Origin of the sequence: Brevundimonas sp. ZS04 (genome assembly GCF_001956865.1) — a bacterium.
GTDB lineage: Bacteria > Pseudomonadota > Alphaproteobacteria > Caulobacterales > Caulobacteraceae > Brevundimonas > Brevundimonas diminuta.
Window position 1 is genome coordinate 223,273 of the sequence record NZ_MTHE01000002.1, and the last position, 19,235, is coordinate 242,507.

16 protein-coding genes are annotated in these 19,235 nt (G+C 68.9%); 8 read left to right on the top strand and 8 right to left on the bottom strand.

Annotation, left to right across the window (positions count from 1 at the left end; all coding sequences use genetic code 11):
- Positions 1-218 precede the first annotated feature (218 nt).
- The gene (locus BJP32_RS04190) at positions 219-692 is read left to right on the top strand and encodes an Hsp20 family protein (protein WP_046652571.1); all 474 of its coding nucleotides are present in this window, start codon (positions 219-221) and stop codon (positions 690-692) included.
- Positions 693-759: 67 nt separating this feature from the next.
- On the opposite strand, the gene BJP32_RS04195 is transcribed toward BJP32_RS04190, so the two are convergent.
- From BJP32_RS04195 to gpmA, 3 genes are all read right to left on the bottom strand, one after another.
- Positions 760-2,031, bottom strand: coding sequence for a pentapeptide repeat-containing protein (locus BJP32_RS04195; protein ID WP_076223131.1), 1,272 nt, complete (start codon positions 2,029-2,031; stop codon positions 760-762).
- A gap of 85 nt (positions 2,032-2,116) precedes the next feature.
- Positions 2,117-2,746 carry a bifunctional diaminohydroxyphosphoribosylaminopyrimidine deaminase/5-amino-6-(5-phosphoribosylamino)uracil reductase RibD gene (locus tag BJP32_RS04200; RefSeq protein WP_052747991.1) on the bottom strand — a complete coding sequence of 210 codons (630 nt, stop codon included), beginning with the start codon at positions 2,744-2,746 and terminating at the stop codon, positions 2,117-2,119.
- A complete protein-coding gene (gpmA, locus tag BJP32_RS04205) occupies positions 2,743-3,456 on the bottom strand; it encodes a 2,3-diphosphoglycerate-dependent phosphoglycerate mutase (RefSeq protein ID WP_046652843.1) in 714 nt (237 codons plus the stop codon). The genes BJP32_RS04200 and gpmA overlap by 4 nt, the downstream gene beginning before the upstream one ends.
- Positions 3,457-3,665: 209 nt before the next feature.
- Here gpmA and BJP32_RS04210 point away from each other — a divergent pair, with 209 nt between their 5' ends.
- The 3 genes from BJP32_RS04210 to BJP32_RS04220 all read left to right on the top strand — a co-directional run bounded on the left by BJP32_RS04210 (position 3,666) and on the right by BJP32_RS04220 (position 7,926).
- Positions 3,666-5,165 (top strand): phosphomannomutase/phosphoglucomutase, encoded by a 1,500-nt coding sequence (locus BJP32_RS04210; protein WP_046652573.1) that lies wholly within the window; start codon positions 3,666-3,668, stop codon positions 5,163-5,165.
- Positions 5,166-5,209: 44 nt separating this feature from the next.
- The gene (locus BJP32_RS04215; RefSeq protein WP_076223132.1) at positions 5,210-6,520 is read left to right on the top strand and encodes an FAD/NAD(P)-binding protein; all 1,311 of its coding nucleotides are present in this window, start codon (positions 5,210-5,212) and stop codon (positions 6,518-6,520) included.
- 119 nt (positions 6,521-6,639) lie between these two features.
- The gene (locus tag BJP32_RS04220; RefSeq protein ID WP_076223057.1) at positions 6,640-7,926 is read left to right on the top strand and encodes a cystathionine gamma-synthase family protein; all 1,287 of its coding nucleotides are present in this window, start codon (positions 6,640-6,642) and stop codon (positions 7,924-7,926) included.
- A 19-nt stretch (positions 7,927-7,945) separates the two neighbouring features.
- On the opposite strand, the gene glmM is transcribed toward BJP32_RS04220, so the two are convergent.
- A complete protein-coding gene (gene glmM / locus BJP32_RS04225) occupies positions 7,946-9,295 on the bottom strand; it encodes a phosphoglucosamine mutase (RefSeq protein ID WP_076223059.1) in 1,350 nt (449 codons plus the stop codon).
- Positions 9,296-9,479: 184 nt separating this feature from the next.
- Here glmM and glmS point away from each other — a divergent pair, with 184 nt between their 5' ends.
- From glmS to BJP32_RS04245, 4 genes are all read left to right on the top strand, one after another.
- On the top strand, positions 9,480-11,294 hold the full coding sequence (glmS, locus tag BJP32_RS04230; protein WP_076223061.1) for a glutamine--fructose-6-phosphate transaminase (isomerizing): 1,815 nt from the start codon (positions 9,480-9,482) through the stop codon (positions 11,292-11,294).
- Positions 11,295-11,378: 84 nt separating this feature from the next.
- Positions 11,379-12,257: a UTP--glucose-1-phosphate uridylyltransferase GalU gene (gene galU / locus BJP32_RS04235; protein ID WP_046652577.1), complete on the top strand. Its 879-nt coding sequence runs from the start codon at positions 11,379-11,381 to the stop codon at positions 12,255-12,257.
- Between the two features lie 435 nt (positions 12,258-12,692).
- On the top strand, positions 12,693-13,922 hold the full coding sequence (locus BJP32_RS04240) for an NAD-dependent epimerase/dehydratase family protein (protein WP_046652579.1): 1,230 nt from the start codon (positions 12,693-12,695) through the stop codon (positions 13,920-13,922).
- 14 nt (positions 13,923-13,936) lie between these two features.
- Positions 13,937-14,827, top strand: coding sequence for an epimerase (locus BJP32_RS04245; protein WP_046652581.1), 891 nt, complete (start codon positions 13,937-13,939; stop codon positions 14,825-14,827).
- A gap of 221 nt (positions 14,828-15,048) precedes the next feature.
- Here BJP32_RS04245 and BJP32_RS04250 read toward each other — a convergent pair whose 3' ends face one another.
- The 4 genes from BJP32_RS04250 to BJP32_RS04265 form a co-directional block, all read right to left on the bottom strand.
- Positions 15,049-15,669, bottom strand: coding sequence for a DUF1134 domain-containing protein (locus BJP32_RS04250; protein WP_003166427.1), 621 nt, complete (start codon positions 15,667-15,669; stop codon positions 15,049-15,051).
- Positions 15,670-15,841: 172 nt separating this feature from the next.
- Positions 15,842-16,393: a TIGR00645 family protein gene (locus BJP32_RS04255; RefSeq protein WP_003166428.1), complete on the bottom strand. Its 552-nt coding sequence runs from the start codon at positions 16,391-16,393 to the stop codon at positions 15,842-15,844.
- Positions 16,394-16,395: 2 nt separating this feature from the next.
- Positions 16,396-18,804: a phenylalanine--tRNA ligase subunit beta gene (gene pheT, locus BJP32_RS04260; protein ID WP_076223063.1), complete on the bottom strand. Its 2,409-nt coding sequence runs from the start codon at positions 18,802-18,804 to the stop codon at positions 16,396-16,398.
- Positions 18,801-19,220, bottom strand: coding sequence for a hypothetical protein (locus BJP32_RS04265; RefSeq protein ID WP_003166431.1), 420 nt, complete (start codon positions 19,218-19,220; stop codon positions 18,801-18,803). Before BJP32_RS04265 ends, pheT begins: the two co-directional genes overlap by 4 nt.
- Positions 19,221-19,235: the final 15 nt, after the last annotated feature.

Below are 19,235 nucleotides of genomic sequence, written 5' to 3' on the forward strand. Positions count from 1 at the left end.
CGCTTCGCGGCCACGGCAAGGCGCAGAGGCCGAAAGCGACGATTTCGCGCGCCCCTTGCGCTCGGAAAACGGCCTCCTACCTCTTCATCCGAGAGCGCCGATCCCGGGCTCTCCAGACCTGACGGGGCCGATTACGGACCGCCGGGACTGAAACCCTCCGTCGTCCGGGGCCAAATCGCCGGGCGGCTCAACCTTGCTGAATGTCAGAAGGATGACCCATGCGTACCTATGATTTCTCGCCGCTGTACCGTTCCGCCGTCGGTTTCGACCGTCTGGTTCGTCAGTTGGAAAGCGCCGCGCGCTCCAGCCAGGAAAACGGCTGGCCTCCCTACAACATCGAGACGACCGGCGAGGACGCCTATCGCATCGAGATCGCCGTCGCCGGTTTCTCGGCCGATGAACTGAACATCGAGGCGAAGGAGAACCTTCTGACCGTCACCGGCAAGAAGGCCGCCAACGACGACGGCCAGCGCACCTTCCTGCATCGCGGCCTGGCCGAGCGCGACTTCGAGCGCCGCTTCCAGCTGGCCGACTATGTGGTGGTCAAGGGCGCGGCCCTGGCCAACGGCCTGCTGACCGTCGAGCTGAAACGCGAACTGCCTGAGGCCCTCAAGCCCCGCAGCATCGAGATCGCCACCGGCTCGTCCCTGATCGAGGACCAGGTCGAGACCAAGGCCAAGAAGGCGGCCTAAAGGCCTCACGCCTGACTGAAAAGTCGAAGGGGCGGCGTTCGCGTCGCCCCTTTTTCGTGCGCCTTCCCTAGGCTGCGTGCAGGTCCGCCGGGTCCAGCCCGCGCGCGCCGCTCGTCTGGGCGCCGGTGAAGTCGGCCTGCTTGGTCTGGGCGCCGTGCAGGGTCGCCCGGCTCAGATCGGCGTCGACCATCACGGCCCGGCGCAGGTCGGCCCCCGTGAGGTCGGCGCCGCGCAGGATCGCCCCGGTCAGATCGGCGGGCAGCAGTCGATCCGCCGCCAGCATCAACGGCCCCAGTTGGGCCTCGCGCAGGTCCGACCCGTTCAGCCGCGCCCGCGTCAGCCGCGCGCCGCGCAGGTCGGCCCGGCGCAGATTGGCCGAGCGCAGGTCCGCACCCTCCAGTTGCGCGCCCTGAAGCTGCACCCCCTCCATGTCCAGGCCGTAGAAGACCGCCCCCTTGGCCGACAGCGCCGTCAGGTTCAGCCCGCGAATAGAAACCAGCGGCCGCAGGTCGACCCCGTCGAACACCGAGGGCTGGCCCTCAGCCCCGCCCGTCTCGCACCATTGGGCGTGGTCGCGCAGCATCTCGGCGGCGGGCATCTGGCTGACCGGCTCGCCCGCCGGGCGGTTGTCCACCAGGGCGCCGTCCATATTGGCCCCGTCGGTCCGCCACATGGCGGCCTTGACCCCCACCAGGATGGCGTCGCTGAGGTCCGCACCCGACAGGTCGGCGCCCGACAGGTCCGCCCCGGCCAGATCGGCGCCGCGGAAGCTGGCCTGCTTCAGATTGGCCCGGACCAGCTTGCAGTCCTTCATGATGGCGTCGGTGAAGTCGGCGGCCACGGCGACGACGCCGGTCATTCGCGAGCGTTGCAGATTGGCGCCCGCCAGCACGGCGCCCTGCGCCTGGGTGTCGGCGCGTTTGCGCGCCTCGACCACGCGGAAGCCCAGCTTGGCGTCCTTGGCGGCGATGGTGCCCTCGCGCAGGTCGGCCTCGAACAGGTCGGCCCCCGACAGGTCCGCGCCGCGCAGGCAGGCCCCGCGCAGATCGGCCCGGCGCATGCTGGCGTCGACCAGGGTCACGTCCTGCATGTCCGCGCCGAAGAAGTTGGCGTTGTCCAGTTTGGCGCCCGTCAGGTCGCAGCCGATCAGGCAGGCGGCGGTGAAGTCGGCGTCGGCCAGATTGCGGCCGCGCAAGGACACGCCCGACAGGTCCATCCACGCGAAGACCGCCCGCGCCCCGCCCGGCCGCGCCTGCCACAGGCGGTCGTGCTTCAGGCAGACGGCGTCGACCTCTTCCTGGGTCAGCGTTCTGCGGACAGGTTCTGCGGCCTCGCTCATGACGCCGATCATGGCTTACGGCGGATTAAGGAAGCTTTGCGGAAACAACCGTTTTCGCGGCGTTTCCGCTCGCCGGAGCCTCGCCCTACTCCGTCAGCAGGCCTTGCTCGCGCAGGGCCTCGGCCAGCTCGCCTTCCTGGGTCCACAGGCGGGTGTAGCCCGCCTCGCCCAGCCGGTTCAGCTCGGTCGTCAGATCGGCGCGCGGCGAGGCGGCGAAGCGGCCGTCGAAACCCGCCCCGTCGAGGCTGACGCGCACCATCGGGCGGCCCGTCTCCAGCCGGTGCAGGAAGCCTTCGCTCAGCACCGAGGCCTCTTCGCACAACAGGCCCGTCTCGACCGTCAGGCCCGACTGGCGCAGCCGCTCCGTGCCCCGACCCGAAGCGAAGGGCGAGGGATCAAGCGCGGCGATCACCACCCGCTCGACCCCGGCCTCGGCCAGGAAGTGGGCGCAGGACTTGCGGCCCGACGAGCGGGCGCCGCACGGCTCCAGCGTCACATAGGCGGTCGCGCCCTTCACGGCCTCGCCCGCCTCGGGCACGGCCTGCTCCTCGGCATGAGGACGCCCGCCCGGCGCCGTCGCCGCCTCGGCCAGCACGACCCCGTCCTTGACCAGGACGCAGCCCACCGCCGGATTGGGCCAGGTCTCGCCCATGCGGCTGAGGGCCAGATCGATGGCCCGCCGCATGAAGACGGCGTCTTGCGCCGGCCCGCTCACGCGATTTGCGGCAAGGCCTGCGCCCGCCCCTCGTCCAGATAGCGGGCGGCGACCGGCTTCAGGTCGGCGTCCAGGTCGATCTCCAGCGGGTTGCCGGTGGGGATCTCGACGTCGACGATCTTGTCGTCCGGCACGGCGAACAACAGTTTGACGATGGCGCGCAGGGAGTTGCCGTGGGCGGCGATCAGCACGTCCTCGCCCGCCTTCAGGCGCGGCGCGATCTCGGCGTCCCAATAGGGCTGCACCCGGTCCAGCGTGGTCTTCAGGCTCTCGGTGTCCGGGATTTCCTTGCCGGCGTAGCGAGGATCCGCGTCGAAATCGAACTCGCCGCCCGGCGCCAGCGGCGGCGGCGGCACGTCATAGCTGCGGCGCCAGACCTTGACCTGGTCCTCGCCGTGCTTGGCCGCCGTCTCGACCTTGTCCAGTCCGGTCAGCCCCCCGTAGTGGCGCTCGTTCAGGCGCCAGTCCTCGATCACCGGCACATCCTTCAGTCCAGCCGAATCCAGCGCCAGGGCGCCGGTGCGCTTGGCCCGCTTCAGCACCGAGGTGAACATGACCGCAGGCTTGAAACCCGCCTCGGCGATCAGCTCGCCGCCGCGCCGGGCCTGGGCCTCGCCCTCGGCCGTCAGGTCGACGTCGACCCAGCCGGTGAAGCGGTTTTCCAGGTTCCATTGGCTCTGGCCGTGGCGCAGCAGGATCAGGCGGGTCATCAGGGTCTCCGGGAGCATCCGTATCTGGGTTTCTCGCTAGGCCCCCGACGCGGGGGCGGTCAAGGTTTCGCCGCACGTCAGAGAATACAGCCGCCTCGACCGCAGCGATAACAAGGGTCGCGCGTTGTGGCCTCTCGAGCAGCGGGAGGCTATAGGCCGAGATCGCACTGCGGTCCCCGCTCTCCCCAGCGGCCCATCTAGGAAGACTTATGCAAAAGCCCCGTCAGGACATCCGCCCCAACACTGCGGAATATGAAACCCTGCCCCTGGTCAAGCCGACCGGCTTTCGCGAGTATGACGCCCGCTGGATTCTGGAAAAAGAGATCAACCTGCTGGGCATCCAGGCCCTGGGTCTGGGCCTGGCCACCTATGTCCACGAGATCGGCCAGACGCCGAAGATCGCCGTGGGCCACGACTTCCGCGGCTATTCCCTGTCGGTGAAGCAGGCGCTGATCCTGGGCCTGCTGGAAGGCGGCATGGAGGTTCTGGATATCGGCCTGGCCCTGTCGCCGATGGCCTATTACGCCCAGTTCGCGCTGGACTGCCCCTGCGTCGCCATGGTCACGGCCAGCCACAATGAGAACGGCTGGACCGGCGTGAAGATGGGCGCCCAGGCCCCCCTGACCTTCGGCCCCGACGAGATGGGCCGCCTGAAGGAGATCGTCCTGAACGGTCAGGGCGTCGCCCGTCCCGGCGGCCGTCTGGCGCGCGTCGAGGGCTTCCGCGACACCTACATCAAGGACGTGGCCTCCAAGGTGAAGCTGTCCCGTCCGCTGAAGGTCGTGGCCGCCTGCGGCAACGGCACGGCCGGGGCCTTCGCGCCCGAGGTTCTGCGCCTGATGGGCGCCGAAGTGATCGAGATGGACACCGACCTCGACTACACCTTCCCCAAATACAATCCGAACCCGGAAGATCACGCCATGCTGGTGCAGATGGCGGCCAAGGTGAAGGAAACGGGCGCCGACCTGGCCCTGGGCTTCGACGGCGACGGCGACCGCTGCGGCGTGGTCGACGACACGGGCGAAGAGATCTTCGCCGACAAGATCGGCCTGATGCTGGCCCGCGACCTGTCGGCCATCCATCCGAACGCGACATTCGTCGTCGATGTGAAGTCGACCGGCCTCTACAAGACCGACGAAGTGCTCAAGGCCAACGGCGCGACCACCGTCTACTGGAAGACCGGGCACTCCTACATCAAGCGCAAGACCGCCGAACTGGGCGCCCTGGCCGGGTTCGAGAAGTCGGGCCATTTCTTCCTGTCGGGCGACCTGGGCCACGGCTATGACGACGGTCTGGTGGCGGCGGGCGCCGTCCTGGCCATGCTGGACCGCAACCCCGGCAAGTCGCTGTCGGAACTGAAGTCCGCCCTGCCCGACGCCTGGACCAGCCTGACCATGTCGCCGCACTGCGACGACGAGCTGAAGTACGACGTCCTGGCCAGGATCGTGAAGGAATACGAGGAACTGGCGGCCTCCGGCGGCGAAATCCTCGGTCGCAAGATCGTCGAAGCCATCACCGTCAACGGCGTGCGCGTCCACCTGGAGGACGGCTCCTGGGTGCTGGTCCGCGCCTCCTCCAACAAGCCCGAACTGGTCGTGGTGGTCGAGAGCATGCGCTCCGCCGACGACATGCGCGACCTCTTCCGCAAGGAAGTGAAGCCGCGCCTGGCCGCCCACCCGGAAATCGGCGCCTTCAACCAGGAAATCTGATTCCGGTTTGACCGGCGGCGGCGTCGTGGACGATGCTTGATTCCATGAACGACGCCGCCGCCTCCCTCCCCGTGGTCATCGTCGGCGGCGGGTTCTCCGGCGTCATGCTGGCCGTGCGCCTGGCCGAACTGGGCCAAGCCTCGGTCCTGATCGAGCGCGGCGAACAGGTCGGCCTCGGCGTCGCCTATTCCACGCCGCTGGACGACCACCGGCTGAACGTCCGCGCCGAGCGGATGAGCGCCCGCCCCGACCGGCCCGCCGACTTCACCGACTGGTTGGCGCTCCACGCCCCCGCCTTCGCCGATCCCGAAGGCTTTGCGCCCCGCCGTCTCTACGGCCTCTATGTGCAGGCTCGCCTGGCCGAGGCCGAGGCCGCCCGTCCCGGCCTGATCCGTCGTGTGAAGGGCGAGAGCGTCCGCATCGAAGGCGAGACCGTCCTCCTCGCCGACGGCGCCCGCATCCCCGGCCGCGCTGTGGCGCTGGCCACCGGCAACCCGCCGCCGCGCCCCGCCGTGGCGGGCGAAGGCCCCCGCCGCATCGCCGACCCGTGGCGGTCCGACGCCCTGGCCGCGATCGGCCCCGACGACGACGTGCTGATCCTCGGCTCCGGCCTGACCATGATCGATGTCGTTCTGGCGCTTCAAGCCCAGAACTGGCGCGGCCGGGCGACGGTCGTGTCGCGGCGCGGCCTGCTGCCCCAGGCCCACGGCGCCCATCACGACGCCCCCATCGACCTGCCGCCCGAGGCGCTGACCGGCGCCCTGTCCCGCCGCCTGGCCTCGGCGCGACGACTGGCGCGCGATCACGGCTGGCGCCGCGTCATGGAGGGCTATCGCCCCATCACCGCCGCGCTGTGGGGCGCCGCGACGATCGCCGAGCGCGGCCGCTTCCTGCGCCATCTGCGTCCCTGGTGGGACGTTCATCGCCACCGCATCGCGCCCGAGATCGCCGCCGTGCTGGAGAGGTTGAAAGCGGAGAACCGACTGACCGTCGTCGCGGGCCGCGCCCAGGCGATGGCGGCCGACCGCCAGGCCGCGAACCTGACCGTCCGTCTACGGAACGGCGAAGTTCAAGTCTTCTCCGCCGCCTGGTTGATCGACTGCACCGGTCCCGGCCACGACGCCGCCTGCACGCCCCTGACCGCCGCCCTGATCGCCGAAGGCCGCGCCCGCCTCGATGCGGTCGATCTGGGCCTCGACCTCGACGCCGAGGGCCGCGTGCTGCACGCCGACGGCGTCGCCGACCCCGGCCTGTTCGTGCTCGGCCCGCCCGCGCGCGCCGCCTTCTGGGAGACCATCGCCGTGCCGGACATCCGCCAGCGCATCGAGGCCCTGGCCCGCGCTCTCGCCGGTTGAAGCCAACCGGTCAGGCGCGGTCGGAATTTCCAATGCTCCGCGCCTTCCTCTCCGAGGTTTAGCGTCTGGCGGGCCTTTCCTGGGTCGGCTATCACCGCCTCAGGAGAGGAAACACAAAAATGAACCGTCACCGCACCCGCGTGCTTGGGGATCGCACCCTCGCGCCTGAAACCCTGATGATGGGCTACGGCTATGATCCGGCCCTGTCGGAGGGCGCGATCAAGGCGCCGCTGTTCCAGGCCTCGACCTTCGTCTTCAAATCGGCCGAGGACGGCAAACGCTTCTTCGAGGTCGCCTACGGCCTGCGCCAGCGCGACCCGGACGAGGCCCTGGGCCTGATCTATTCGCGCATCAACAATCCAAACCTCGAGATACTCGAGGACCGCCTCGCCGTCTGGGACAAGGCCGACAAGGCCCTGGTCTTCTCCAGCGGCATGGCCGCCATCTCGACCGCCATGCTGGCCCTGGTGCGGCCCGGCGACGTCATCCTCTATACGGCCCCGGCCTATGGCGGCACCGAATATCTGTTCGACCGCATCCTGCCCCGCTACGGCGTCAAGGCGATCAGCGTCCCCGCCGCCGAGGGCGCCGCCGCCCTGGACAAAGCCATGATCGCCGCCGCCGCCGAGGCGAAGACGACGGGCGGGCGCCTGGCCGCCGTCTATCTGGAGACCCCGTCCAACCCGACGAACCAACTGGTCGACATCGCCCGCGCGGTCGCCGGCGCCAAGGCGCTGGATCAGGCCGAGCCGCCCGCCGTCGCCGTCGACAACACCTTCCTCGGCCCCCTGTGGCAGAGCCCGCTGGAGCTGGGCGCCGACCTTGTCCTCTACTCCCTGACCAAATACGTCGGCGGCCATTCGGACCTGATCGCCGGCGGCTGCATGGGCGGGGCGGACATCATGGCCCGCGTCGGCGAGATGCGGACCATCTGCGGCACGACCGCCGACCCCCACACCGCCTGGCTGCTGCTGCGCAGTCTGGAGACCCTGCACATCCGCATGGAGCGGGCGCAGGACAACGCCCTGATCCTGGCCGATCGGCTGCGCGCCGATCCCCGCGTCAGCGCCGTCCTGACCGCCGGAGGGCCGGACGCCTCGCCCGAACAGCAGGCGATCTTCGAGGCCCAGTGCAAGGGCTCCGGCTCGACCTTCTCGCTCGAACTGCCCGGCGGCGAGGCCGAGGCTTTCCGCATGCTGAACGCCCTGCGCCTGTTCAAGCTGGCCGTCAGCCTGGGCGGCGCCGAGAGCCTGGCCTCGCACCCCTCCAGCATGACCCATTCGGACTACACGCCCGAAGCCAAGGCCCGCAGCGGCATCGGCGACAATCTGGTGCGCCTGTCGGTCGGCATCGAGAACGTCGACGACCTGTGGGCCGATCTGGATCAGGCCCTGTCCGCGATCTGACGGCGCGGGCGGCGGGCGATCAGCCCGCCGCCTTCACCGCCTCGGCGACCTCATTGACCACGCGCTTGACCAGGGCCTCGTCGTCGCCCTCGGCCATGACGCGGATCAGTTTCTCCGTGCCCGACGGCCGGACCAGCAGGCGGCCCGAGCCGTTCAGCGCCGCCTCGGCCTCAGCCATGGCCGCCTTGACCTTGGCGTCCTCCAGCGGCTTGCCGGCGGTGTAGCGGACGTTCTGCAGCAGTTGCGGCACCGGCTCGAACTGACGCGCCAGCTCGCTCATGGGCGCGCCCGCCTCGACCAGGACGGCCAGCACCTGCAGCGCCGCCATCAGGCCGTCGCCGGTCGTGGCGTGGTCCTTCAGGATGATGTGGCCCGACTGTTCGCCGCCGATGTTGAAGCCGCCCTCGCGCATCCGCTCCATGACGTAGCGATCGCCGACCTTGGTGCGCTCCAGCGTCAGGCCCTCGGCCTTCAGACGGCGCTCCAGGCCCAGGTTGGACATGACGGTGGCGACCACGCCGTTGCCGTTCAGCCGCCCGCGCTTGGCCCAGTCCAGCCCGATCAGGGCCATGATCTGGTCGCCGTCGACCACATGGCCCTTTTCGTCGCAGATGATGACCCGGTCGGCGTCGCCGTCGAGCGCGATGCCGATATCGCAGCGATAGCGCTTCACCGCCTCGGACACGGCCTCGGGGTGGGTCGAACCGCATTCGGCGTTGATGTTCAGACCGTTGGGCTCGACGCCGACAGGAAAGACCTCGGCGCCCAGTTCATAGAGGGTCGTCGGCGCCACGCGATAGCCGGCGCCGTTGGCGCAGTCGATGGCGATGCGCAGACCCTTCAGGCTGAGCCGCTTGGGGAAGGCCTGTTTGGCGATCTCGATATAGCGCGGCGGGGCGTCGTCGATGCGTTTGACCCGGCCCAGCTTGTTCGACGGCGCCAGATCCTGATCCAGGGCCCCGTCCATCATGGCCTCGATCTTCAGCTCGATCTCGTCCGACAGCTTGTAGCCGTCCGGTCCGAACAGCTTGATGCCGTTGTCCGCATAGTCGTTGTGCGAGGCCGAGATCATGATGCCCAGATCGGCGCGCATCGATCGCGTCATCATGGCCACGCCCGGCGTCGGCAGCGGCCCGAACGTCCGCACGTCCATGCCGACCGAGGCCAGACCGGCCACCAGGGCCGGCTCGATCATATAGCCGGACAGGCGCGTGTCCTTGCCGATCACCACCAGATGGCGCCGGTCGTCGTCGGTGCGGAACAGCCGCCCGGCGGCCAGGCCGACGCGCAGGGCCACCTCGGCCGTCATCGGATGGGTGTTGGCCCGGCCGCGAATGCCGTCGGTGCCGAAGTATTTTCTCTCGCCCAAGGGCGCGGTCCTTCGCTGGCGGCCCCGGAATTGCAAAGAAACCTTCCGAAACCCATTTTTTGATGTCGCCGCTCCCGCGATTTCCTAGAGCGGAGATCAAGGGCGGAGGCTGAACCCTCTCGCTTACCTCAATTTCGCGGCCCTGCGCAAAAAGCGTCGACCGCATCCGATCGGAGCAGACCTCATGTGCGGCATCATCGGCGTCACCGGAACCGGCCCCGTCGTCCCTCGCCTGGTCGACAGCCTGAAGCGGCTGGAGTACCGCGGCTATGACTCGGCCGGCATCGCCGTGCAGAACGAAGGCGGCGTCGAACGCCGTCGCGCCAAGGGCAAGATCCGCGAGCTGGAGGCCGTCTTGGCCGCCGGTCCGATCGCCGGGACCGTCGGCGTCGGCCACACCCGCTGGGCCACCCACGGCGCCCCGACCACGACCAACGCCCACCCGCACAAGGCCGGTCGCGTCTGCCTGGTCCACAACGGCATCATCGAGAATTTCGCCGAGCTGAAGACCGAGATGGAGGCCGAGGGCCGCGTCTTCGAAAGCCAGACCGACACCGAGGTCGTGGCTCATCTGCTGGATCACAAACTGGCGGCGGGGATGGCCCCGCTGGACGCCTTCAAGGCCACCTTGGACCGCCTGACCGGCGCCTACGCCCTCGCCGTCCTGATCGAGGGCGAGGACGAGCTGATCCTGGGCGCGCGTCGCGGCAGCCCCCTGGTCGTCGGCTGGGGCGAGGGCGAGATGTACCTGGGCTCGGACGCCCTGGCCGTCGGACCCTTCACCCAGAAGATCTCCTATCTGGAAGAAGGCGACTACGTCGCCGTGACCCGCACCGGCGCGCACATGTTCGACGCCTCAGGCCGCCCGGCCGACCGCGCCGTGGTTCAGGTCTCCGCCTCCTCGGCCCTGGTCGAGAAGGGCGAGTACCGCCACTTCATGGAGAAGGAGATCCACGAACAGCCCGACAGCGTCCAGCACACCCTGTCGGAATACCTCGACCTGGTCTCCGGCAAGGCCAAGGTCCAGGCCGTCGACTTCGCCGCGATCGAACGCATCCAGATCGTCGCCTGCGGCACCGCCTTCTACGCCGGCCAGATCGGCAAGTACGCCTTCGAACGCTATGCGGGCCTGCCCTGCGACGTCGAGATCGCTTCGGAGTTCCGCTATCGCCACCCCTCCGTGAGCAAGGGAACGCTGGCCGTCGCCGTCAGCCAGTCGGGCGAGACCGCCGACACCCTGGCCAGCCTGACCTGGTGCAAGGCGCAGGGGCTGAAGACCGCCGCCGTGGTCAACGTCCACACCTCCTCCATGGCGCGCGAGGCCGAAGTCCTGTGGCCGACCCATGCCGGGCCGGAAATCGGCGTCGCCTCGACCAAGGCCTTCACCGCCCAGGTCGCCGCCCTCTTGTCGCTGGCCGTCGCGGCGGGCGTGGCGCGCGGCCGCATCGACGCCGCCCAGGAAGCCGAACTGGTCAAGGCCCTGTTCGAGGCTCCGCGCCTGATCTCCGAGGCCCTGCAGATGGACGCGGGCATCCACGCCCTGACCCTCGACCTGGCCAAGGCGCGCGACGTCCTGTTCCTGGGCCGCGGCCCGATGTTCCCGCTCGCCATGGAAGGCGCGCTGAAGCTGAAGGAGATCAGCTACATCCACGCTGAGGGCTATGCGGCGGGCGAGCTGAAGCACGGCCCCATCGCCCTGATCGACGAGGCGACCCCGACGGTGGCGCTGGCCCCGCTGGACGACCTGTTCGAAAAGACCGCCTCCAACCTTCAGGAAATCGCCGCGCGCGGCGGCCCGGTCATCATGATCGCCCCGGAAAAGGCGCCCGACCCGCACGGAGCCGGCATCAGCCGCGTTCATGCGCCGGATTGTCCAGCCATGATCGCGCCGCTGGTCTACGCCGTGCCGATGCAGCTTCTGGCCTATTACACCGCGGTCCAGAAGGGCACCGACGTCGACCAGCCGCGCAACCTGGCCAAGTCGGTGACGGTGGAATAGGCGAACCCGATCCGCCCGGGGGCGTTTGGAAGCTTCACAAATTACGCCTATGACAGGCGCCCCCAAGGCTGATCAGGACGATCCATGACGACCTCCCCCGCCCGCCTGCGTAAGGCGGTCCTGCCCGTGGCCGGTCTCGGCACGCGGGTTCTGCCCGGCACCAAGACCACGCCCAAGGAGCTGCTGAACGTCGTCGACCGACCGATCCTCTCCTACATCGTGGAAGAGGCGCGCGAGGCGGGGATCGAGCACATCGTCTTCGTCACCGGCCGCGCCAAACAGGCGATCGAGGACTATTTCGACCACCAGATCGAGCTTGAGGCCCAGCTCCTGGCCAAGGGCAAGACCGAGATCCTGGAGATCATGAACGCCGAGCTGGCCCAGGCCGGCGAGATGAGCTTCACCCGCCAGATGCAGCCCAAGGGCCTGGGCCACGCCGTCTGGTGCGCCCGCGACATCATCGGCCACGAGCCCTTCGCCGTCATCCTGCCCGACGTCATCGTGGATTCTCAGCCCGGCGCCCTGAAGCAGCTGGCCGAGGTCTACGCCGAGGTCGGCGGCAACGTCATCGGCGTCGAGGCCGTGCCCGAGGCCGACACCCATAAATACGGCATCATCGACCCCGCTTCCCACGACGGCCGCCGCTACGGCATGAAGGGCATGATCGAAAAGCCCGCCCAGGGCACGGCGCCGTCGAACATGTCGATCTCGGGCCGCTACATCCTGCAGCCGGAAATCTTCGACCTGCTGGAGACGCAGGAGCGCGGCGCCGGCGGCGAGATCCAGCTGACCGACGCCATGGACCGGCTGATGAAGACGCAAGTCTTCACCGCCTATGAGTATGAGGGCGTGACCCACGACTGCGGCGACAAGATCGGCCTGCTGCGCGCCAACGTCGCCCTGGCCCTGAAGCGCCCCGACCTCGGCGACGCCGCCCGCAAGGCCATCGAAAGCCTGCTCTAACCTCCCTTCTCTCCTTGTGGGAGAAGGTGGGCGCCGAAGGCGCTCGGATGAGGGGTGTGAGCGCGACCTTTGGACAACGAGGCGGGACAGTAGCGACAGGTTTGCAAACACGCCGTCGCCCCCCTCATCCGTCAGGCTTCGCCTGCCACCTTCTCCCACAAGGGGGGAAGGACGAACGGCGTCTGCACATCAGGCTTTGAAAACCTCTTTTATTTCAAGTTCCCGCCCTCTGCGTCCCCTGTTCAGCCCGCCTTACCGCCCCACCGCCGCACTATCCCCGCGCAGCCCGGCCAATCCCTCCGAGTTCAGACGATTCAGACGAATTGGACTCTGTTTTTCCCCCCTGCGTCGCTTTCGTCGCAGCCAAGCGCCACGCTTTCGCCCCCTCGCGCGTTCGGCTAGGCAGGTTAGAGTGCTGAAAACGAGGTTCGACTGATGCGCGTGATGATTCTGGGCGGCGACGGCTTCTGCGGCTGGCCCACGGCCCTGCACCTCTCGGCGCGCGGCTGGGACGTGCTGGTCGTCGACAACCTCAGCCGCCGCAACATCGACAATGAGCTGGAGATCCGCTCCCTGACCCCGATCCGCACCATGGGCGAGCGCATCGCCGCATGGAAGGAGGTCTCGGGCCGCGCCATCGACTTCGTCAACCTGACCGTCGGCAAGGAGTTCGACCGCCTGGTCGCGCTGATCCGCGACTGGGCGCCCGACAGCGTCGTCCACTTCGCCGAGCAGCGCGCCGCCCCCTATTCGATGAAGTCGGCGCGGCACAAGCTCTACACCGTCGACAACAATCTGAACGCCACCAACCACCTGCTGGCCGCCATCGTCGAGAGCGGCCGCGACGTCCACCTGGCCCACCTGGGGACCATGGGCGTCTACGGCTACACCACGGCGGGCCTGCGCATCCCCGAGGGCTATCTGAAGGTCACGGTCGATACCGACCACGGCCCGACCGAGCAGGAAATCCTGTTCCCGCCGAACCCCGGCAGCATCTATCACATGACCAAGACGCAGGACGCCCTGCTGTTCCAGTTCTACGCCAAGAACGACGGCCTGCGGATCACCGACCTGCACCAGGGCATCGTCTGGGGCGCCCAGACCGAGGAGACCCGGCAGGACGAGCGCCTGATCAACCGCTTCGACTACGACGGCGACTACGGCACGGTGCTGAACCGCTTCCTGATGCAGGGCGCGCTTGGCTATCCGCTGACGGTGCACGGCTCGGGCGGCCAGACGCGGGCCTTCATCCACATCCAGGACACGGTGCGCTGCGTCGAGCTGGCGCTGAAAAACCCGCCCAAGCGCGGCGACCGGGTCAAGATCCTCAACCAGATGACCGAGAGCCGCCGCGTCCGCGATCTGGCGCAGATGGTGGCCGAGATGACGGGCGCCCAGGTCCACAACGTCGCCAATCCGCGTCAGGAGGCCGACGAGAACGAACTGGTCGTCGCCAATGACCAGTTCCGCGAACTGGGGCTGAAGCCGATCACCCTGGCCGAGGGGCTGATGGCCGATGTGACCGACATCGCCCGCCGCTACGCCGACCGCGCCGACCGGACCAAGATTCCTTGCGTCACCGCCTGGAACGCCGGCCGCGCCGAAGCCCTGCGCGACGAGGCCGAAACGACCGCCCCTTCCCCCGTCCGCGTCCTGTCCGCCTGAAAGACCCAAGCCCGATGACCGAACCCGCCGCCGCCTCGTCCCTGCTGGTGTTCGGCGGCGGCTATCTGGGACAGGCGGCGGCGCGCGAGGCCGTGCGGCGCGGCGGCCGGGCCTTCGCCACCTCGCGCGATCCCGAAAGCCGTCAAGCGCTGGCCGGGCAGGGGATCACGCCGGTCGATCCGGCCGACGCCAAGGCCCTGGGCGCGGCCCTGGCGGCCGCTCAGGCCGTGCTGATCACCACGCCGCCCGACGCCCACGGCTGCCCGGCTCTGCGCGCCCTGACGCCGCTGGCGGGCGACGCCTGGCCCGACTGGATCGGCTATGTCTCCTCCACCGCCGTCTACGGCGACCGGGCGGGCGGCTGGGCCTTCGAGGGCGATCCGCTGAACGCCGCCACGCTGGAAGGCGCCCGTCGCGCCCGCGTCGAACGCGACTGGCTGGACGGAGCGCAGGGCATGGGGCTGACGCTGCAAATCTTCCGCCTGCCCGGCTTCTACGGCCCCGGCCGCAGCGTCATCGACCGCCTGCGCGCCGGAACCGCCCGCCTAGTGAGAAAGCCCGGCCAGGTGTTCAACCGCATCCATGTGGACGATGTCGTCTCGGGCCTGTTCGCCTCCATGGACCGGCCGCGCCCCGGCGGCGTCTACAACCTGACCGACGACGAGCCGACCTCCGCCGACATCGTCACCGCCTGGGCGGCTGAACGCCTGAAGCTGCCGCGCCCGCCTGAGGTCGACTGGACCGCCCCCGAGGTCAGCGAGGCCATGCGCCGCTTCTACCTGGACTCCAAGCGCATCTCCAACGCCCGCGCCAAGGCCGAACTGGGCTGGCGTCCCCGCTATCCCTCCTACCGTGAGGGACTGGAAGCGATCATCAGGGGCGACGAACTCGAAGACCTGCGTTAGGTTAGGCGTTTAAACTGGTGCGCCGAGCAATGAAGATGTCACGGACTTTGCCGCTATATATGGCGGCTATACTGGCTTGCAGCGCCGTGGGCCTCGGCGCCTTCGCAGCGGCGGCTCAGCAAACCACAGGCGTGCGGGCTCAGGCGCGTAAAGCAATCGCCACCTGCGGCCCAGGCCAGGTGGCGACCGTCACCAAGAGTGATTTCGTCTGTTTCTGAGGGTCAGAAAGGCAGGATGTTGCGCTGGCGGCTGTAGCTCATGGTGCCGACGTTGGCGCCCAGACGCACGCCGACGCCGGTGCGGATCGGGGCTAGGACGATGCCGTCCGCGCGCTGATAGTTCACGCCCAGGCCGGCGACCAGATAGGCCGAGCCCTCGACGCCCGGATAGCGGCGATAGAGCATGTCGGGATGGTAGAGGCCGTAAACCAGGGTGAACACCCGGCTGGCGTTGCCGCCCCAATCCCAGCCGATGGAGGCGCCCTGCCAGAACACCTCCTGCGAGGCCGACAGATCCTTCATGTGCAGGGCTCCGCGGCCGTAACGCAGACCAGCCACCACGGCGCCCGCGCCTTCCTCGCCCGCGATATAGGCGGTGGGGCGGTCGCCCTGTTCGGCGAAGATGCGTTCGATGGCGCCGCCTACAGCCTCGGCGGCGATGCCCAGTTCCCGCGAGCCGGCGGTGACCAGTTCGTCAAAGGTGTAGGCCTGGGCCCGCTGATCGGACGCGATCGGATAGTTGGGATCGGCGGGCGGGCGGCTGGCGCAAGCGCCGAGGCCGGCGGGCAGGGCGCCGGCGGCGGCGATACCGAGGCTGGTGCGGATCAGTTGGCGGCGGTGCATAATCAAGGCTCCCGGCTAAGGACGGTCCGCCCGTCGTCGCGGGCTTGGCCTACCGTCCCTGCCTTTTACGGCAGCCTTGGGGCTTTAAGGTTAACCGAAGATTGCCCGCGCACCGTTAAAGCGTTCCGGCGGATCAAGCCTGCGTCATGCAGACCGGAAATCCGCCGGGCCGTCAGTGCTTGTCGGTCTTGGCCGCGATCCAGTCCATCAGCGCCAGAAGCACCCCCGAGGCGATGAAGGTCAGATGGATGATCACCGCCCACATCAGCGCCGCCTCATCCAGCGGATGACCCGGCTTGCCGATGTTCATGAAGCTCTTGAGCAGATAGATGGCCGAGATCGCCACGATGGAGGCGATCAGCTTCATCTTCAGGCCCGAGAAATCCACCGACCCCATCCACGGCGGGCGGTCCACGTGGTTCTCGTCCAGATCCAGCTTGGAGACGAAATTCTCATAGCCGGAATAGAGGACGATCAGCAGCAGATTGCCCGCCAGCGACAGGTCCACCAGGCTGAGGATGGCCAGGATGGCGGTGTCGGACGTCATGTGGCCGTCGCCGACGATGAAGGCCTGCGGCAGGTAGTAGAACAGCTCCCGCACGAAGACGACGAGCAGCATCACCAGGGCCAGAACCAGGCCGAGGTAGAAGGGGGCCATCAACCAGCGCGCGCGGAACAGGTTCCGTTCGAACTGGGTCTCGGCCCAGGGCTTCTTGTCCGTCATGTTCAGCTTCTCAGTGTTCCGCCGACCTTGGTCGCAGCAGACGTGATCTTGGCCGTCAGGGCCTCGATCTCCGCTTCGGTCAGGGTGGCGGCGCGGGGCTGGACCTCGACCTCGATCGCCACCGACTTCTGACCTTCCGGCACGCCTTGGCCGCGATAGACGTCGAAGACGCGCACCTCGGCGATCAGGGCCTTGTCGGCGCCCGCCACGGCGCGGGTCAGGTCGCCTACGGCCTTGGCTTCATCCATCAGGAAGGCGAAGTCGCGGGTCAGGGGCATCAGGTTCGGCAGGTCCGCCGCGCCGCGCGCCTTGCCCGCCCCACTCTTCCCTTTTTGGCCGCGCGGTTCCGGCACGGAGTCGAGCACGATCTCGAAGGCCAGCATGGGACCGTCGGCGTCCAGCGCCTTCAGCACGCGCGGGTGCAGGGCGCCGAACTCAACGATGACGTTCTTGGGCCCCAGTTGCAGCCGGGCCGAACGGCCGGGGTGCCACCAGTCGCGGTTCGACCCTTGCGCCAATTGCAGGGAGGCGACCGGGGCGCCGATCTCTTCCAGCACGGCCATCAGGTCGCCCTTCAGTGCAAACAGGGGGTCTTCCCCCGCCCCGCCCCAGTGGCGGTCGGCGTGCGGCGCCGCCAGGCCCGCGATGACGGTGCGCTGGCCGTTCGGCTGGTCGTCCAGATAGATGGGGCCGATCTCGAACAGGGCGACGTCGGCGTGGCCGCGCGCGGCGTTGCGCGCCGCCGCCTGGATCAGGTTCGGCAGGGCCGAGGGCCGCATGCAGTCCAGATCGGCCGCGATGGGGTTCTCCAGCACCAGGCGCTCGTCCCCGCCGCCGAACAGGGCGGCGATCGACTGCTTGGTGAAGGACCAGGTGACGGCCTCGGCGTAGCCCAGGGCCGCCAAGGCGCGACGGGCCGTGCGCACGCGCGCCTGACGCGAGCTGAGCACCCCGCCCGGCGCCGGGGCGACCGGCGGCAGGGGCGCGTCGGGCAGGGCGGCGTAGCCCTCGATGCGGGCGACCTCCTCGACCAGATCAGCCGGACCTTCGACGTCGCGACGCCAGGACGGCGGCGTCACCGACCAGGGCGAGCCGCGCATGACGGTGAAGCCCAAGGCGAACAGGATCTCGAAGATCCGGTCCTCGCCCAGGTCCATGCCCGACAGGCGCTTCACATAGGCCGGGTCGAAGGCGAAGGCGGCAGGGGCGGCCGGGGCCTGCCCCGCCACCGTGACCGTCGACGGCTCGCCGCCGCACAGGTCCAGGATCAGTTGCGTCGCCAGCTCCAGACCGGGGACGACCGAGGCTGTGTCGACGCCGCGCGCGAAGCGGTACTGGGCGTCGGAGCTGACGCCCAGCGAGCGGCCCGTCTGGGCCGTGACGATAGGGTCGAACCAGGCGCTTTCGACGAAGACGTCGACCGTCTCGTCCGAACAGCCGGTGGAGACGCCGCCCATGACGCCGCCCAGGCCGATGGCGCGCTGGCCCCCGTCGTCGGCGATGACGCAGTCGGCGGCGCCCGGCGCATAGGTCTTGCCGTCCAGGGCTTCCATCTGGTCGGCGGCGCCGCGACCGGCGCGCACCACGATCCCGTCGCCCGACAGGCTCGCCAGGTCATAGACGTGCAACGGCCGCGCGCGGTCGTAGGAAATCAGGTTGGTGATGTCGACGAGGCGGTTGATCGGACGCAGGCCGATCGCCGTCAGCCGCTGTTGCAGCCACTCCGGCGACGGGCCGTTCTGCACGCCCCGGATCACGCGGCCGGCGAAGACCGGGCACAGCTCGGGCGCCTCCAGCGTCACCGAGACGGGGCTGTCGAACGCGCCGGCGACCGGCGCGATCTCCGGCGTCGTCAGCTTGCCCAGGCCGGCGGCGGCCAGATCGCGGGCGATGCCCGCCACGCCCAGCCAGTCGGGACGGTTCGGCGTCACCTCGAAGTCGATGACCGGCTCAGCGCCGAACACGCCGGCGGCGGGCTGGCCGACCTGCAGGTCGTCGGACAGTTCCAGAATGCCGTCGCTTTCGTCGGGCAGTTCAAGCTCCGCGCCCGAGCACAGCATGCCGTTGGACACCACGCCGCGCACCGGCTTCTCGACCAGGGTCACGCCCAGGCCGGGCACATAGGCGCCGATGGGGGCGTAGATGGTGGTCAGGCCAGCCCGTGCGTTCGGCGCGCCGCAGACGATCTCCTTCAGGCCGTCCACGGTCTCGACCTGGCAAACCTGCAGCCGGTCGGCGTTCGGATGACGCTCGGCCGAGATGATCTTGGCGACGGTGAAGGGCGCCAGGGCGGCGATGGGGTCGTGGACCTCCTCGACCTCCAGCCCGGCCATCGTCATGGCCTCGGCGACCTGATCGACCTCGGCCTCGGTGTCCAGATGGGCCTTCAGCCAGGAAAGCGTGAACTTCATTGGGTCGCACCGTCCTGCGGCTGCGCCAGGGCCTTGGCCATGTTGTCGAGGAAGGCGGACGAGCCGGTGAAGCCGACGCCCAGGAAGTTGCAGTTGATGAACTGGCAGTTCTTGAACGGAATCGGGCCGGTCACGCGCTGCGGACCCTGCGGGCTCAGCATCAGGTTGCGCGGATCGCCATGGGCGTCGCCCATGTTGCAGCCGTCGAAGTTGCAGCCTTCCAGCGGCAGCAGGACGGCCGGCCCCTCGATCAGGCAATTCTCGAACCGGCGGCCTTCAATGACCATGGACCCGGCGCGCGCCGTCTCCATGAACAGCTGGGGCAGCCAGACCGTCTTGTTCGCATAGTTCGGGCCAGGGCCCAGCAGCTCCAGGACGATCGGTTCAGCGGCGGCGGTGTTGGTCGCGTCAGTCATGGGATCGCTCTTTCA